This window comes from Adhaeribacter sp., from assembly GCF_057359045.1.
Genome location: NZ_JBMQUD010000097.1, coordinates 1 through 17,017 on the forward strand (window position 1 = coordinate 1; position 17,017 = coordinate 17,017).

Consider the following 17,017-nt stretch of genomic DNA (forward strand, 5'->3'; position numbering starts at 1 on the left):
GAAAAAGGAACAATTAAAATTGCAGCACCAAGCTTCAGTTTTTCTAAAGAGGCAGCAGATAAATTCACGAAAGTAAATGACCAAACTTATACTTTAGAGATTAAGTCAGGAACTATCGAGATGAAAAACAATAAAATAATTGTTTTAGTTGACTAAGACATTTTATGTATAAACAAAAAGCCAGACAGTATTTGTCTGGCTTTTTTTATTTTTTTACTTTTGAAGTATTAAAATCTCTTTATAAAATATTGATTCTTATTGTAAAAGCTCAGTAAGCTTTTATGTTTACGCTTTGTCGATCTGATAAAGTGCAAATTATTTATGTTAAATTTTAAGGATGTGCCTTAGCCTGACTAGCCGGAAAATATTCTAGTAAATATTACTTGCGGGTTGGTAGAGTTGCCCCGGTTTTATTGGCTGCGGCGGCTTCGGTTAGTGCTAGTTCTTCTTTGCTCTTCTTTTCCAGCTCGGCCAGGGTCCAGGCGGTTTTCCGGTTAAGGTGCATCTCTCTTAGTTGTTTCACTTCTTCGGGCTTTACCACCAAAGTTTGCCCGGCTTTGGGACGGGCATTGTTGCCAAATTCGTAGCGAATATAACTTATTACCCCAGCGAGCCATTCATCGCTGTTATGGCCCATAGCGGGCATAACACTGGGATAAGGTTTACCATCTATGGGTCCAGCTAAACCGTGCATTAAAATCCGGATGGCCGCATTTTTTTCGGCTAAAATCAGCCGTTTAGAACCTGCCAGCGGGGGCGCCGGTAAGCTGCCTCCACTCACAACTAAACCTTTTCCGTCGGTGCCGTGGCAAGTAGCGCACAAGGTTTTAAAGGTAGTTGCGCCTTTTAAAATCAGGTTACGGTCGGCAGCAGCCATATTGCCCAAGCGGCGGCCATAGGTTCTTACATCTTCGTTTTTATCTAAGGCTTTTTTAACGGCGGTAATTATTTCTACGTCTTTGTTATTCGCCAGCAAGGCTTTTACAGTAGCTTCGGCTTTTGCATTTTTAACCCGGTACAACGATAACAGCAACTGTACCCGCACATCGTAGCTAGGGTCGGTTTGGAGGTTGGCAACCTGGGCTAACATAGGCGCTTGGGGCTGTTTCAGAAAAGATTCTGACATCAGTACGGCTGCTCTTCTAACTTGCGCATGCTCGTCTTGTAAAGCTGTAGTTAAAATAGTCTCGTCCAGAACGCCTAAGCCTTCTAAGGTCCAGAGGGCATGCAGTCGGGCCAGATGGGTATCTTGGGCAGGATTTTTAGGTTTAGCTGAAATTATAGCTTTTAAAGCCGGCACCACCGATTTATCGCCCAAATAAATAAGTTGTTTTTGCGCATTGTCGCGCCACCAGCCGTTGGCGTGACTTAAATAGTTTACCAATTCGGCGGCCGAATATTGGAGCATCTGGGGTTTGGGGTTAGCCTTGTAGCCCTCCTGCACCAGCCGGTAAATGCGGCCATGACCTACATTTTTTGCTAAGCCCAAAGAATCTATGCGGTTACGCAAAAAGGAACCTGGCTTGGTCCAGTTGCCTTGCTGAATAATGCCGCGGTGCATATCTACTACATACAAATTGCCATCAGGCCCGGTGGCGGTATTTACCGGCCTAAAATTCATATCCGACGACGAAATAAATTCCTGCCGGTAATAGGCATTCTGCAACACGGTTTTGCCTTGCAAATTAAGCACTTTGGCCCGCCGGATAATCCGAGCTACCGGTTCACAAATAATATAATCGCCTACTAAATTTTGTGGTAACTGATCGCCGCGGTAAATAGATTGGCCGCAACTGGCGGTAAAATGGTTTAGGGTAACATCGGGCTTTAACCGGCCCTTGCCGCCCTGTACATCGGGAGTAGCAATAATGGGCCAAACCTCCTGAAATTCGGCACTAATCTGGTCCGGGAAGTCTAGGCGGCCATAAACGGGATTAATTTGCACGCCCTGCACCGGGTTTTCGCCGCCCGCGCTGGAAAAAAATAACCGGCCGTAATTGTCGTGGGTTACGCCCCATTGCCCGGAAGTGCCGCTTACCAGGGTATCAATTTTAAGCGTACCCTGGGTATAGCGCAAGCGAACAGGATCGTAGGTCATGTACATCCAGTTGTCTAAATTATAATCCAGGCCGCTGCGCTGGTGCTCCATGTTTGTATCTTCGAGCACGTATTTCGCATTCTCGTAAAGCAGCTTTTTCTGGTCGGCTACGCCGTCGCCGTTGGTATCGCGGTAGCTGTGCAGGGTAATGGTATTCGTTTCGTTTACGAGCAACTCATCGCCTACCACCTGTAGCATGCGGGGCAACAATAAATTATCGATAAACACGGTGCTTTTGTCCATTTTGCCATCGTTGTTCGTGTCTTCGAGCAATGAGATACGGCTGCGGGCTTGCTGCTCGCCGGTGGCGTCGGCATCTTGCATGTAGGTAATCATTTCGGCTACGTACATGCGGGCATTGCCGTCCCACACAATAGCTACCGGCTCTTTAATCATGGGTTCGCTGGCCACCAGTTCTAACCGATACCCCTGGGGTACGTGCATGGTTTTGAGGCTCTCTTCCGGCGATAAATATTCGGCTGTTGGGGTGGGATTAAAAACCGGGCGGGCATTGGGCCGGTACGATACATTTTTTTGCGGAACCGAACAGGCAAACAATAAACCCGATATAGCCAACAAGCCAGCTTTCCGAAGTATGATGGACATTTTAATTTTTAACTTCTGGTGGTGGAGTAATATAGTATTATTTAAGTTTTATAAGCGGGTTCTTTCCCCAAATATTCATCCGATTAAGCATCCTGCTAAATAGAATTTTCAGGCTAGTCCACTTAATATTGCCAACCAGGATTACCCCCCTGAATGCTGCTAACGGCTCCTTTCTAATTCTGGTTCAGCATATTTATCAGGCTTTAAGCTTGGCCGTAGGTTTTGCGCCCATGGCGTACTCAATGCCACCTAATAAATGTTTTAACACCAACGGGTCGGAAAAAGCTTTTTCTTCGTGGCCCATGGCGGTGTAAAAAGAACGCCCACCATCAAAGTTCCGGTACCAGCTCATAGGATGGAAATCGCCGTTTTTGCCGCCTTTATAGCTGCTTTCATCAATGGTTACCAACACATTCAATCCTTCGGCAATCCACTTAAAATTATATTGCTCATCGGTTCTTTTCCAGGAGGCGGGCAGATGGCGGGTTGAAATATTATTTTTATCTTTTACCTGAAACACGGCTTCCTGTAAGCCCGGCGGGTGACTGCCAAAATAAGCGCCTACCAGTTCGCCGTACCAAGGCCAGTCGTACTCGGTATCGGTGGCGGCATGCACGCCCACAAAACCACCACCGCTTTTAATGTATTTTTCGAAGGTAGCTTGTTGCTCGTTGTTCAGCACATCGCCGGTGGTACTCAGAAAAATAATGGCTGCGTATTGCTTCAGGTTTTCGGAAGTAAACTGTTGGGCATCTTCGGTGAGGTCTACCGCAAAATTATTTTCGCGGCCTAATTGCTGAATCGCTTTCTGGCCAGCTGCAATGCCGCCGTGGTGCCGGAATTTCTCGGTTTTGGTAAATACTAAAACTTTACGGGCCGGTTTGGCTACTACCAGTAGGTTTATACCCAACAGGCATACAACCAAAAATAAGACCCGGTTACGCCAGGCTAGTTGTTCTATTTGCATGATACGATTTTAAAGAAATGAAAACGCCCGATAAAGAATAGCTCTTTAATAAAAGCACTTCTCTTAGTTAAGCTAATAAACAAAATTATTTTGAATAACCCGTTAAGAATTCTCTTAATTTAAGCTAAGTCTACCAGCTTTTTATACCGGAACTATTATTGATTTAGCCGGCAGGTTTTACTTGATTTTAAATAAATTAACAGAATCTGTAAGGCTTCATTGCCATTAAATATCGGCAGGAATGATTATGATTAAGAGAAGACAAGCCGTTTGTATCTTGAATAAGCAAAAGGGACAGTAATTAGAATATCACAGGTTATAAAATTTAGCTGCGGTACCTCCATAAATTTTAGCCTGCTCTGTTGCAGAAAACGCCGAAAAATATTGTTTTACAATATCCAGTACCTGTCCGTAACTAGCAGCTACCAGGCAAACCGGCCAATCAGAGCCATACATTATTCTAGCGGGGCCAAACGCATTTACCACCGCATCGAGGTAAGGGGTAAAATCGTGGGGTTGCCAGTTTTGCCAATCGGCTTCGGTTACCAGGCCGGAAATTTTACAATACACATTTTCGTACTGCGCCAAGGCCTTAATATCTTTTTGCCATGCCGTAATTTGCTTGGCTTTTATATAAGGTTTAGCCAAATGATTCACCACAAATTTTTGTTTTGGAAATTCGGCTACTAATTGTTGGGCAAAAGGCAACTGATCCGGAAAAATGAGAATATCATAGGTAAAGTTATATTTCTCTAAAAGGCCAATGCCCCGCCGAAAAGCCTCGCGTAACATAAAATCGCGTTGCGGCTCAGCTTGTAATACGTGCCTAAAGCCTTTCATTTTATCGAACTGCTGGTAATACGCTAGCCGGTCTTCTACGTTGGTGGCCTGCAGATCTACCCAGCCTACTACGCCTTTGATAAAATTATATTGTTGAGCATTATTTAACTGAAACTTGTTTTCGGCCTCAGTAGAGTCTGATTGTACCGTAACACAACCGGCAAAGTCATGTGCTTGCAAAATAGGTTCCAGATCCGGCGGCAGGAAATCTCTTCTAATAACCGCCATCTCCTCGTTAATCCAACTATCCCGAACCGGGTCGAACTTCCAGAAATGCTGATGGGAGTCAATCTTTTGCATAAAATATTCAGAATACAAAAAGCAAACCGTATAAAGAGAAGGTATAAAATATGGCTTTGTTTTTACCTGTGTTCGTTACGGCCAATTATATCAGTGAATAAAATATTTATGTACCTTATTTTGCAAAATATTAATTTGAGATTATTTAACCGATAATTTTTTGAAAAAAAACTTACGTAGGCAGGTTTGATTTTGTCTATTATCCGAGTTAAACAATAAAGAATCTTGGCAGAAATTACACGTTTATTCCTTAAAACAAATTAAGCAAAATATTACCCCTTGGTGGGAATTTCCTGTTAATAAATAAATTTAATTTATGATAAATATAATTTTTATTAGGCTGTAAAATTTGCATTACTATCTTTGTAGTGATTTTTCACGAGTGTACCGGTTTCAGAACTATATCGCCCTATTACTTTTACTGCTGTTTGTACGGATTTTGGTTCCGGAAACAACAGTACTGGCGCTGCATACCCACGACCATACCGAGGATGTGCATGAAAAAACCGATACTGGTTTTAAACTGGACAAAAAGCACGTACACTGCCATACCGATAATTTTTTCAACACGCCTTTCTCACCGGCATCTTCGGTAAAAATAAAAACCCCTGCTTTAACTTTTACCGATAATTATTCGGCCAATCATTCCTTTATCTGGAAATTTACTTTCCCAAACAATACCGATCTTAGAGGTCCGCCAGTAGTTTAACCTTTCTTCTTTCTTGTCGCAAAAATACCTATAGCCTTGCTATAGGCTGGTGGTGGTTGCCCACGGCTATGTGTAGCTGGTGGCTACACCATTCCCTTTCCGACAAGTCTCTTTTCTATTCTTTATTTATTCCTAAACGGCCTTAAGTCTTTTCTTAAAAGACCCAAGCTGCTGTTTACCAAATATTCTGTTTCGTGAAAAAGTATTTTTTTACAGGACTGCTGATGCTGTTCGGTGGAATGGCGTTGGCGCAAGTTCCCGCTGTGCTCGGTAATCATTGCGGACTTACACTCTCCGGTAAAGTAGCCGATCAACACCAGGACTCCCCACTGCCGGCCGCTACTATTGTACTGGAAGAGTTAAACCAAGTAGTACAAACCGATTTGGCGGGCAACTATCATTTTCATGATTTGTGCCCTGGTACTTACCACCTTAAAACCACTTATGTGGGTTATGCCCCCATGCGGGTAGAGTTGCGCCTGACAGCTTCGGTTATCCGGAATTTTAAACTACACCCGGCTGCTACTGAATTAAATGCAGTGCAAATTTCCGGGCAACGGGTACCGCCGCCCGCCCCGCAAGCAACCGGTACCCTGGCCGGTAAAGCCCTGGAGCAAACCCGTGGCGAATCTTTGGGCAAAGCTTTAGAACAAGTTGCCGGGGTAACTACGCTAAATACCGGGCCCAGTATTTCTAAACCAATTATTCATGGTTTGCACAGCAATAGAGTGTTACTGCTAAATAATGGCGTGCGCCAAGAAGGGCAACAATGGGGCACCGAGCACGCTCCGGAAATAGACCCGAATGTGGCAGCTACTTTAAGGGTAATAAAAGGAGCGGCAGGTGTGCGGTACGGTTCAGATGCTATTGGCGGCGTAGTATTGGTAGAGCCGGCTCCCCTGCGGGACTCCGCCGGCACCGATGCGGTTATAAACCTGGTGGGCATGAGCAATAACCGCATGGGCAATATGAATGCTACGGTTAACCACAACTTTGCGTACCTACCCGCATTAAGTCTCCGGGTGCAAGGTTCATTCAAAAAAGGCGGCAATGCCCAAACGCCAGATTATTATTTAAAGAATACCGGCTTTAATGAGAGGAACTTTTCGCTTACGCTGGGTTATAGAAAAGAAGAATACGGCTTAGAAGCTTATTACAGCCAATTTAATTCGCGGTTAGGTATTTTATCAGCGGCACATATTGGCAACCTCACCGATTTGCAGCGGGCTATTGAAAGCCCCGTACCCCTGGAGACCTCCGGCTTTAGTTATAAAATAGACCGCCCTTACCAGCAGGTGCACCACGATTTACTCAAGCTTTCGGGGTATTTTAATACAGGTGCAAACGGTAAACTCACCTGGATTTCTTCTTTTCAGGATAACCAACGGGCCGAATACGACAAGCACTTGCCGCGGAATAATGATTTAGCTGCCCGTAACCGGCCCGAAATAGATTTACAATTAAGCACCTTTTACAACGAACTGGCTTGGGAACACCATCCGGTAAAAGATGTAAGCGGCACCATTGGGGTATCGGGTATGGTGCAGCGTAACCAGTACAGCGGGCGCTTTTTTATACCTAATTATTGGAATTATACCGGCGGCATTTTCTGGATAGAACGGTGGCGAAAAAACAAATTGCAACTGGAAGCCGGCACCCGCTACGATTACCGCTTACTCGACGTGGTATTTTATGAAAACCAAACCCGGACCGAGCCGCAATTTGCTTACCATAATTTCTCGGGTACGTTGGGTGGTATTTACGACTGGAATCATCATATAACCTTTAAGTTGAATGCCGGTTCGGCTTTTCGCTCCCCTACGGTAAACGAACTTTTCAGCAAGGGCCTGCACCATGGCACTGCTTCCATCGAAATCGGCGACCGGAATTTAAAACCAGAAAATGCTTACAACGTGGTAGCTACCGCTACTTACCGGAGCGAAAAAAAATTAAACGGCGAAGTAAGCTTTTACCTGAACTACATTAAGGATTATATTTTTCTGGCTCCGGTTTTTCCGGCTACCCTTACGGTGCGGGGCGCTTTTCCTACTTTCCGATATACCCAGACCAATGCCACTTTTAAGGGAGTAGACCTTAATTTTTCTTACCAGCTAACGGATGCTTTTTCTGTACAGGGCAAGGCTTCTGTGGTCCGGGCTTTTAACCTGCAAACACATGATTATCTGCTTTTAATACCCGCCGACCGCTTTGATGCGCATCTCCGCTACGAAACCGGTAAAGCCAAAAATTTATTCCTGCAACTTGGCGGTTTGCTGGTGCGGCGGCAAAACCGCGTACCGGCTTACCCTACCCATAACCCCGCACCAGACGCGGATAATCCTATAACCTTTATGCCAGTTAACGGCGATTACAAAGCCCCGCCACCCGGTTATTTTTTGTTGCAAGCGAGTCTCGGAAAAACTTTTTATTGGGGTAAACAGCCCGTTGAAATCAGCCTATCGGGTAACAACTTAGCCCAAACGGCTTACCGCGACTACCTGAACCGCTTCCGGTATTTTACCGACGAAATGGGCCGCAATATAGTCTTACGGGTGCGCCTGCCTTTGAATTTTAATCAAAAATAAATTTCTCTTCACCTTTAACCATTAAAAATTATGCTTACCAATTTATTAAAAACGGGTAACCGAAACTTTTTAATAACCGAGCTCCTGCTGCTTTTAGCGGCTGGTTTACTTAGCAGTTGCGACAAGGATAATGCTGAAGCGCCGCAAAACGAAAGTGAACTGATTACCACTGTAACGCTTACGATGCAGGAAGTTGGCACCACTAATTCTATAACGGCTACTTTCCGCGACCCCGATGGGGAAGGCGGCAATCTGCCTATTCAGTTCGATGAAATTGTATTAAAACCTAATGCCGTTTACAATACTGCCATCACTTTACGCGACGAATCCAAAAGTCCGGCCGAAGATATCACCGCTGAAATTTTGGAAGAAGCTGAAGACCACCAATTCTTTTTTACGCCCACGGCTGGTTTAAACTTAACCGTAGCCTACGACGACAAAGACCGCAATAACCTGCCCCTCGGCTTAAAAACCAAAATTACCACCGGTGCGGCCAGTACCGGCAAGCTAAAAGTTACCTTAAAACACCAGACCGGCACCAAGAACAACAACATCGCAACTGGCGAAACCGATGTGGAGCTGGATTTTATTACCAAAGTACAATAACCCGAAAAAGATAAAATTTAACTAACCTTTTAAATCTAATAATTAACAAAAACATGAGATCAACATTAAACAAGCTTGTATTAGGCTCCTTAGCCGTAGTATTATTTACTTCTTGCGAAAAAGACGAGCACGAGCACGGGCCAGGCTCCACCGACAAGGAATTTGAGTTCGTGCGGGTACTCACCGCTGACGGTACCTCCACTAGTTTAACCCAGATAAAGCCGGCAGATGGTAGTGTCTTATCTTTTGAGGGTAAATACGCCAATGCATCGCTTTACCCAACGGCTTCCGGCCGGTATGCGGCGATCTTACACGGCAACCAAAACTTAGTAGAATTTTTCGACAGCGGCCTGGAATACCACGGTGGCCATGTAGATGTTAAAGGCACGCCTAAGTTTGCCGCTTTAACCGGAACCGGCCTGAAACCATCTCATTTTAAATCCAAAGGTGATGAATCTATAGTATTTAACGACGGTGACGGCACTTTAACCATTGCCAAAGAAGCAAATTTCCATACCGCCGGTGCCAAAATGCAGGTAATTAACGCCGGGTTGCAACCGCACCATGGTGCCATGGTTAAGTTTGACAACGGCAATTATGGCGTTACTATTACCGATAACGCTTCTGGGTTGTCCGGACCGCACGGCGTAAAAATTATTAATGCTTCCGGAACCGAAGTATTTGCCTCTACCCTGCCCACCAGCCGGATACACGGCAATGCCACCGATGGCACCAATGCCGTATTTGGGGCAGATGGTGGTGCTTTGGTAGTAACGCAAACCGGACAACAGCGCCACATCCCCAACCCTACCGGCTTTGGTACAGTAAGAATAGGCACCGTTTTATATGCCGCGACAGCCAAAAAATTTATTGGTTTTACCAACCTGAAAGGCGTTTATGAGATTGACCTGGCCGCTAACCAGATTAAGCCAGTTTACGAAAGCACCGACATTATGCAGTGTAAAGTAGATATGGCCGGCAAAAACCTGTTGATTTTACTTTTAGACGGCACCCTAAAGGTTTATGATTTAACTACTGGTAACCTGAAAAAAGAAGGAATGGTAATGGCCGCTACAGCCGCTACCGAAACGTATAAACCGGTTTTAGAAGCTACCGACCGGTACGCCTATATTGCTATGCCGGCCCTCGGCGAAGTACACCAGGTAAAATTATCAGACTTTAGCAAAATCTCTAAAATTAAAGTTTCTGCGCAGCCCACTAAACTTACCCTTTTCGGATTCGAAACCAGTGAATCTCACTAGCAGATTTGATTCATTCATGACCAAAGGGGATATTTAAAAAAATCAGGATGGCGGTTAAGCTGCCATCCTGATTTTATTTAAGTGGGTAATATTTATTTTAAATTATTAAAAATTAAGGGCCTTGCCCGAAATTTAAATATTATTTTTTGTCTGATATCGTCTAATATCCTAGAGCCTACAGACCAGCAAAGTTTATTATGGAGCTGTTTCTTATTTCCGTTCCGGGCAGGATCTGGCACTAATGGTGGTGTTATCACCGCCGATTTTAAAGCTTGTGCCGGATATCTTGCTGGTGAAAACACCCAGCAAGAGCAACGGATCATCTCATTTTATTTAATGATAAACAGCTTCGCAGTTTAAATTTACTCAGTTAAAACAAAGCTTACTTTAACTGGCCCAGATTATTCTTCTTCCTCGGCGTTGGCTTGTTTGGCTAATAAATTATGAGCACCCTTAACCGCTATTTTGTCAGAATTATTCAAGTTGGCGGGCAACTTAACTTCTACTAAGCCTTCGTTTTTAAGGCCGGTTTCTATGGGCACCCGCTTAAACTGGTGTTGCGCCTGCTGTACAAAAATAAAGTTTTGGCCTTCGTATTGCACCACGGCGGTTTCGGGCAATACCGTTACCGATTGATTACCAGTTTTAATGGTGGCGTTTACAAACATGCCCGGAATAAGTTTGGGATCATCGTGCTGCAAATGTGCGTGTACCGGTATGGTTTTGTCGTTTTCTACGGTACGTCCCACCAATATTATTTCGGCGCTTCTCTCTTGGGTATCGTTCGGGAGCGTGAAAGTAAACTTCTGGCCGGTATTTAATTTAGTAATGTCTCTTTCAAAAACATTTAATTTAATGTGCATGTCGTCGGTGTTAACCAATTCAAATAACACATCGCTGGCGTTTACCATCTGACCAATATTTGCATTCACATTTTTCACAAACCCGTTAATTGGTGATAAAATACTTATAGACCGGGAAATACGGCTGTTGGTGAGTCTATCCGGATTAATATTTATCATTTGCAGCTTTTGGCGCAAACCAGCTCGATTATTTTGCAGCAACTGTAACTCGGTGCGCACCTGTTGTAAGTTTTTCAGAGCACTTACCTGCTCTTCGGTAAGTTCTTTTTGCCGGTTAAACTCCAGTTGGGCCATTTGTATTTTGGCCTGGGTATCGAGGTAATCTTGCTGCAGTTGCACGTAATCGGGATGCTCAAGTTGGGCTAGCACCTGGCCTTTGCGAATGCGGGTACCCGGCATCAGTTCGGTTCGGCGCAAAAATCCTCCGTAGGGTACCGAAATATTAACGAGACCGGCCGGGGGCACATCAACCTCACCGGTCAGTTGCAGGCTGGTACCCATAATGCGCTGCTCTGGCGCACCTAACGTAATACCGGCATTCTGGTACTGTAAATCGGTAAGAATTACTAAATCCGGGTTAGCGGCCGTTGCTTCGGAGGGCTCTGCCTCGGTGGTTTCGGTTTTCTTTTCGCCGCAACTGTAAATCATTAATTGCAGGGCAAGCAACAACACTGGTAATATATAGGATTTCATAAATTATTTTCCTTCTAAATATTCTAATTGATAAACAGATAAGCGGTAATCCAGGAGCAATTGCAAATAATTTTGCTGCAACCGGAGCATTTGGTCGGCGGCCTGTAAATAATGCAGGTAACTGGTTTCGCCGCTGCGGTACGCCTTATCGGCTTGCCGCATGGCCAGGCGGGCATTTACGAGTACCTGCTCCTGGTAAAAAGTAAGGCTGGTGCGTAGGCGCTGATTATTTTCGCGGGCAGCGGTAAACTCGTGCTGCAAGCGGTTTTGCTGGTTCTGCAACTCGGTTTGGGCAATTTGCCGGCTTAAACCGGCGGCTTTTACCCGCGCCGACTGTGCGCCAAACACCAAAGGCACGGATAATCCAGCTTCTACGCCCTGAAAGCGGCTGCTCCGGCCGTAGCTCTGCATTTGGCCATCCATTTCGTAACTACCAATCAGGGTTTGGTTAAAATAACCCAGCGAAATATCGGGGGCTAATTTTCTCTTTTCCAGGCGCTGTTCCTGTTCTGCCACCGTTACGCGCTGCTGCGCCTCCGTTAAGAGCGGGTGGTTCAGTTCCGTGCCACCTACTATATCCGGGCTTAAAGTGCGGTTTAATTTTTCCGGCTGAATATTAACTGGCTGCGGGGCTTGAATCAAGCGGTTTAGGTTAGCCAAACTAATTTTTATTCCCGCTTCGTTTTGGCGCAACCGGTCGGCCAGCTCCAAGCGTTGGGTAGTAGCGGTGGTTTTCTCCAATAAGCCACTTTCACCAGTCCGGAATTTTACTTCGGCGGCTCTTTCGAGTACCCGGAAAATGCTGTCCTGGCGCTGCAACGAGCTGGTTACTTCGTGTAGGTAAGCCAAATGCGTATACTCCCGTTGTATTTGCAGTTTTAAATCGTGCTGGCCGGTGAGTAGTTGCTTTTGGCTGAGTACCTGTTGCTCCTGTAATAATTTGCCCTGAGCTTTTAAAGTAGTTGGGAACGGAATATTCTGCACTATCCCCACCCGATTATCGATGGCAGGACTGTTAATTTCCCCTTTGGAATAATTAATTTCCGTTTTCGGTAAATCAAGGGCCGTTTTCTTGAGTGTGGTGCGCAGTTCTACTTCCAAACGGGCTTTTTTCAGTTCGCCATTATTTTCTTCGGCCAGGCGCAATACCTCGGTTAAACTGGTAGTTGTAGTTGGTTGAACTTGCTGTGCCGAAGCGGCCAGTGGCCCGATTAACAATAACAGCGTTACCAGCACTTTCCGTTGCCGTATGCCTCTTTCGGAGAAATAATAAATTACCGGCAGCACCACTAACGTAAGCAAGGTAGCCGAAACCAAACCGCCAATAACCACCGTAGCCAAAGGTTTTTGCACCTCGGCTCCCGCCGAATTGGAAAGTGCCATGGGTAAAAACCCGAGCGAAGCCACTGTAGCGGTCATAATTATTGGGCGCAGCCGGGCTTTGGTACCTTTCCGGATTATTTCTTCTATATCGGTGAGGCCACCGGCTTTTAACTGGTTAAAATACCCAATAAGTACAATGCCATTGAGTACCGCCACCCCAAACAAAGCAATAAAACCCACGCCAGCCGAAATACTAAACGGCATACCGCGCAACAGCAACGCAAAAACGCCCCCAATGGCCGACAGCGGAATAGCCGTAAATATTAAAACGGATTGCTTAATTGATTTAAAAGCAAAAAACAGCAATAAAAAAATAAGCAGCAAAGCAATAGGCACTGCCACCGACAACCGTTGCTTAGCCTCAATTAAGTTCTGGAACTGCCCGCCGTAGGTAATAAAATAACCGGGTGGTAAATGCAAACGCTTATCTACTTTGGTTTGAATCTCGTCTACAATGCTCTGCACATCGCGGTTACGCACGTTAAAACCCACCGTAATCCGGCGGCGGGCACCGTCGCGCTGAATCTGGTTAGGTCCGTCTTTCATTTCTACGGTAGCCAATTGATTGAGCGGTATCTGCTGCCCGGCCGCATTGCTGATAAATAAATTTTGCACATCGGTTATATCGCGGCGGTTTTGCTTATCTAACCGGACCACCAAACCAAAGCGTTTTTCGCCTTCGTATACCTGTCCGGCTTCTTCGCCGGCAAAGGCCGCCGTTACAATGCGGTTTACGTGGTTAATGCTAAGGCCGTAGCGGGCCAGGTTTTCGCGGTTGTAGGTTACCTGTATTTGCGGCAAACCGGTCATTTTCTCGATGTACAAATCTGCGGCCCCGTTTACCGGCTGAATCAGTTTACCTAATTTTTCGGCGTAGAGCGCCAAGGTATCCATGTCTTCGCCGTAAACTTTTACCACCACGTCTTGCCGGGCTCCCGTCATAAGTTCATTAAACCGCATCTGAATGGGTTGTTGCACGCCAAAAGAAGCTTGCGGCAAGTTTTGCGTTAAAGTAGCGGATATTTTTTCGGCCAGTTCTTCGCGGGAGCTCGCGCTGGTCCATTCGCGCTGGTCTTTCAGTACCACAATCATATCGCCTAACTCTACCGGATTGGGTTCGGTGGGCACCTCAGCGGAGCCAATTTTGGTTACTACTTTTTCTACTTCCGGGAATGTCTTTTTTAAAATACCCGAAGCTTTTTTAACAATAGCAATGGTTTCGTTCAGGGAACTACCAGTGAGCACGCGGGTTTCAATGGCAAAATCGCCCTCATCCAGCGAAGGAATAAATTCGCCACCCATCCGGGAAAATAAAAGCAAAGCCAGCGCAAATAATCCCACCGCCACCAACAATACTGCTCCTTTTAAGCGTAAGGCCAGGTTTAGTAGCGGCTGGTAAGCTTTGTTTACCGCGTGCATAATACGGTCAGAAATATTTTCTTTATGCTTTGTTTTGCGGCTTAAAAACAAAGAAGCCATCATGGGCACGTAGGTAAGCGATAATAAGAAAGCCCCCAGAATGGCAAAGGCTACGGTTTGTGCCATGGGTTTAAACATCTTGCCTTCTATGCCCACCAGAGCCAGAATAGGTAAGTACACAATCAGGATAATAATTTGCCCGAAAGCCGCAAAACCCATCATCTTACTTGCCGACTCGTACACCTCGTGGTCCATCTGTTTGCGGCTTAGTTTTTTGATGCCCAAAAGGTGGTGATTGCTTAGTTGTATCCGGTGAATTACACTTTCCACAATAATTACTGCGCCATCCACAATCAACCCAAAATCCAGAGCGCCTAAACTCATGAGGTTACCCGATACACCAAACATGTTCATGAGCGAAACGGCAAACAACATAGCTAGCGGAATAACCGAAGCCACCAACAAACCGGCGCGCAAATTGCCCAGCAGCAACACCAGCACGAACACCACAATCAGGGCACCTTCGGCCAGGTTTTTCTCTACAGTACTAATGGCCCGGTTTACCAGTTTGGTGCGGTCCAGGAAAGGCTCTATTTTTACGCCGGCCGGTAAAGTTTTCTGGATTTGGGCAATCTTTTCTTTTACCCGCGCGATTACTTTCGAAGAATTTTCGCCTTTTAGCATCATTACAATGCCGCCGGCTACTTCGCCTTCGTCGTCTTTAACCATGGCGCCGTAGCGGATAGCGGCGCCTTCCCGCACTTCGGCTACATCTCTTATTAGTACCGGCACGCCATCGCTGGCATCTTTTACCACAATCTGCCCAATATCAGCCTGGCTCGTAACCAAACCTTCGGTCCGGATAAAATAAGCGTTGGGGTCTTTCTCGATGTACGCGCCCCCGGCATTGGCATTGTTATTTGCGAGGGCCTCAAATATTTCAGTTATAGAAATATTCATGGCCCGGATTTTATCGGGATCAACGGCTACTTCGTATTGTTTCAGGTTGCCGCCAAAGCTACTCACTTCGGCCACGCCCGGTGTACCTAATAATTGCCGCCGCACCAGCCAATCCTGAATGGTACGGAGTTCGGTAGCTGAATATTTACCTTCGTATCCTTTGGTAGGATGCAGCTCATATTGGTAAATTTCGCCTAAGCCGGTGGTTACGGGGGCTAAAGCAGGAGTTCCCAAACCAGGCGGAATCTGGGCTTCGGCTTCTTTCAGCTTCTCGGTTATTTGTTGTCTAGCCCAGTAAATATCGGTTTCTTCTTCGAATACCACTGTTACCAGCGATAACCCAAACCGAGAAAACGACCGGATTTCGATAATACCGGGTACGCTGGCCACCGATAACTCTACCGGAAATGAAATAAGCCGTTCAACTTCCTGGGCTCCCAGCGCCGGCGAAACTGTAATTACCTGTACCTGGTTATTCGTGATATCAGGCACGGCATCGATGGGGAGCTTGGTAATATTATAGATGCCCCAGCCAATTAAAGCCAGGGTAAACAGCCCCACGATTAATTTATTTTTAATCGAAAATTGGATTATTTTATTCAGCATGTAAAAGCTGTTAGGCACCTGCCGGGCAGGTGTTAATTTAAACCGTTAAATATTCTTTCTAAACCGGCTAAACCGAAGGTTTAACCACAGCCACGTAAGCATCAGGCAAATAATATTACCCGCGCTAATGGCGCTTGCATTTGTACATAAATAAGAAGGAGAATATTAAGCGGTTTGGGGAGGTTGCCAAATACTACCGGTAAATCTTATGGGTACGGCGGGTTTGAATACTTGATAAACTTCGCGCGGACAAAATTCTGCCACAGAAGCAGGTGATTGAATCAGGGGAGTATTTACAAAATAATCGTAAGGCGAATTACCAAAATGTTTAAAAGGTAGGTTATCGTGGTTTTCGGCCTGCATGTGCTGGGCATCCTGGTAGTGCATTTTCAAAAAATCCAGGAAACTAACGTGCCCCGGAAATTTAGCCTGGTGCGCCTGAAAGTGTTGAAGGAGCGTACTGATTTTGGAAAGCTCGTGCAAATCGGAATTAGGCAACAAAGATCCCAAAAATATAAAAACAGTAAAAAATAACGCTCTGAACTTCAAATCTTATAATGAAAATTTGATATAATTAAGGTATTAGCAAAACTACTAAAACATCTGGTAAAAAGAAACCTTTTATTGTTGGCAATTCCTTTTGAAGCTGCATTTGAGCCAGATATTAAGTTCTAAGTTTAAATATACAGAACTGACATTTGAAAGTCATCAGTATGTAAATTTATATTCAAGTCTATTTCTTATTCTTGGTTACCAGAAATTATTTAAAGTAGTAAGAAGGAAAAACGTTTACATGTAAGTATTAGTGCTTCAAATCTGCTCATAATATAAATTAGCTTAAAAATGATTATTTAAGTATACTTCTAAATATACATGCTACTTCTAAAAGTTAATCATGTATATACAATTTATGTAGGTATGTTTAAATGTAAAAATAATTACCTTTAATCATCTTTATTGTACAACATTTTAATTATGTAACTATGTCAAGTATTAAATGGGCAGTAGACCCGGCACACAGCGAAGTACAGTTTAAAGTAAAACACCTGATGATAACCACCGTAACGGGTTACTTCGAAAAGTTTAATGTAGAAGCCGAAACGGAAGACGAGCAGTTTAC

General features: G+C 45.0%; 11 protein-coding genes. 5 read left to right on the forward strand and 6 right to left on the reverse strand.

Annotated features, from left to right (window positions below):
* Positions 1-379: 379 nt before the first annotated feature.
* The 3 genes from ACO1R6_RS15155 to ACO1R6_RS15165 form a co-directional block, all read right to left on the reverse strand.
* Positions 380-2,704 (reverse strand): DUF7133 domain-containing protein, encoded by a 2,325-nt coding sequence (locus tag ACO1R6_RS15155; protein WP_486265772.1) that lies wholly within the window; start codon positions 2,702-2,704, stop codon positions 380-382.
* Positions 2,705-2,900: 196 nt separating this feature from the next.
* The gene (locus ACO1R6_RS15160) at positions 2,901-3,671 is read right to left on the reverse strand and encodes a ThuA domain-containing protein (protein ID WP_486265774.1); all 771 of its coding nucleotides are present in this window, start codon (positions 3,669-3,671) and stop codon (positions 2,901-2,903) included.
* Positions 3,672-3,980: 309 nt separating this feature from the next.
* Positions 3,981-4,811, reverse strand: a complete 831-nt coding sequence (locus ACO1R6_RS15165; RefSeq protein ID WP_486265776.1) for an amidohydrolase family protein — start codon at positions 4,809-4,811, stop codon at positions 3,981-3,983.
* Between the two features lie 349 nt (positions 4,812-5,160).
* Between ACO1R6_RS15165 and ACO1R6_RS15170 the strand changes: the two genes are divergently transcribed.
* From ACO1R6_RS15170 to ACO1R6_RS15185, 4 genes are all read left to right on the forward strand, one after another.
* Positions 5,161-5,520, forward strand: coding sequence for a hypothetical protein (locus ACO1R6_RS15170; RefSeq protein WP_486265777.1), 360 nt, complete (start codon positions 5,161-5,163; stop codon positions 5,518-5,520).
* Between the two features lie 194 nt (positions 5,521-5,714).
* Positions 5,715-8,105, forward strand: coding sequence for a TonB-dependent receptor (locus ACO1R6_RS15175; RefSeq protein ID WP_486265778.1), 2,391 nt, complete (start codon positions 5,715-5,717; stop codon positions 8,103-8,105).
* A 30-nt stretch (positions 8,106-8,135) separates the two neighbouring features.
* Entirely contained in the window at positions 8,136-8,711 is a 576-nt protein-coding gene (locus tag ACO1R6_RS15180) for a hypothetical protein (RefSeq protein ID WP_486265779.1), read from the forward strand.
* A gap of 53 nt (positions 8,712-8,764) precedes the next feature.
* Positions 8,765-9,973, forward strand: coding sequence for a hypothetical protein (locus ACO1R6_RS15185; protein WP_486265780.1), 1,209 nt, complete (start codon positions 8,765-8,767; stop codon positions 9,971-9,973).
* A gap of 401 nt (positions 9,974-10,374) precedes the next feature.
* Here the strand turns inward: ACO1R6_RS15185 and ACO1R6_RS15190 are convergent, their stop codons facing one another.
* From ACO1R6_RS15190 to ACO1R6_RS15200, 3 genes are all read right to left on the reverse strand, one after another.
* Complete coding sequence (locus tag ACO1R6_RS15190) at positions 10,375-11,529, reverse strand: efflux RND transporter periplasmic adaptor subunit (protein ID WP_486265782.1); 1,155 nt, start codon at positions 11,527-11,529, stop codon at positions 10,375-10,377.
* A gap of 3 nt (positions 11,530-11,532) precedes the next feature.
* A complete protein-coding gene (locus ACO1R6_RS15195; protein ID WP_486265783.1) occupies positions 11,533-15,897 on the reverse strand; it encodes a CusA/CzcA family heavy metal efflux RND transporter in 4,365 nt (1,454 codons plus the stop codon).
* Positions 15,898-16,062: 165 nt separating this feature from the next.
* Entirely contained in the window at positions 16,063-16,407 is a 345-nt protein-coding gene (locus ACO1R6_RS15200) for a hypothetical protein (protein ID WP_486265784.1), read from the reverse strand.
* Positions 16,408-16,880: 473 nt separating this feature from the next.
* On the opposite strand from ACO1R6_RS15200, the gene ACO1R6_RS15205 reads away from it, so the two are divergent.
* The coding region (locus tag ACO1R6_RS15205; RefSeq protein ID WP_486262217.1) for a YceI family protein at positions 16,881-17,017 on the forward strand (137 nt) is incomplete at its 3' end.

Coding starts and splice junctions, on each gene's coding strand:
- ACO1R6_RS15155 (WP_486265772.1), bottom strand. CDS start 2,704: ATGTCCATCATACTTCGGAAAGCTGGCTTGTTGGCTATATCGGGTTTA.
- ACO1R6_RS15160 (WP_486265774.1), bottom strand. CDS start 3,671: ATGCAAATAGAACAACTAGCCTGGCGTAACCGGGTCTTATTTTTGGTT.
- ACO1R6_RS15165 (WP_486265776.1), bottom strand. CDS start 4,811: ATGCAAAAGATTGACTCCCATCAGCATTTCTGGAAGTTCGACCCGGTT.
- ACO1R6_RS15180 (WP_486265779.1), top strand. CDS start 8,136: ATGCTTACCAATTTATTAAAAACGGGTAACCGAAACTTTTTAATAACC.
- ACO1R6_RS15185 (WP_486265780.1), top strand. CDS start 8,765: ATGAGATCAACATTAAACAAGCTTGTATTAGGCTCCTTAGCCGTAGTA.
- ACO1R6_RS15190 (WP_486265782.1), bottom strand. CDS start 11,529: ATGAAATCCTATATATTACCAGTGTTGTTGCTTGCCCTGCAATTAATG.
- ACO1R6_RS15195 (WP_486265783.1), bottom strand. CDS start 15,897: ATGCTGAATAAAATAATCCAATTTTCGATTAAAAATAAATTAATCGTG.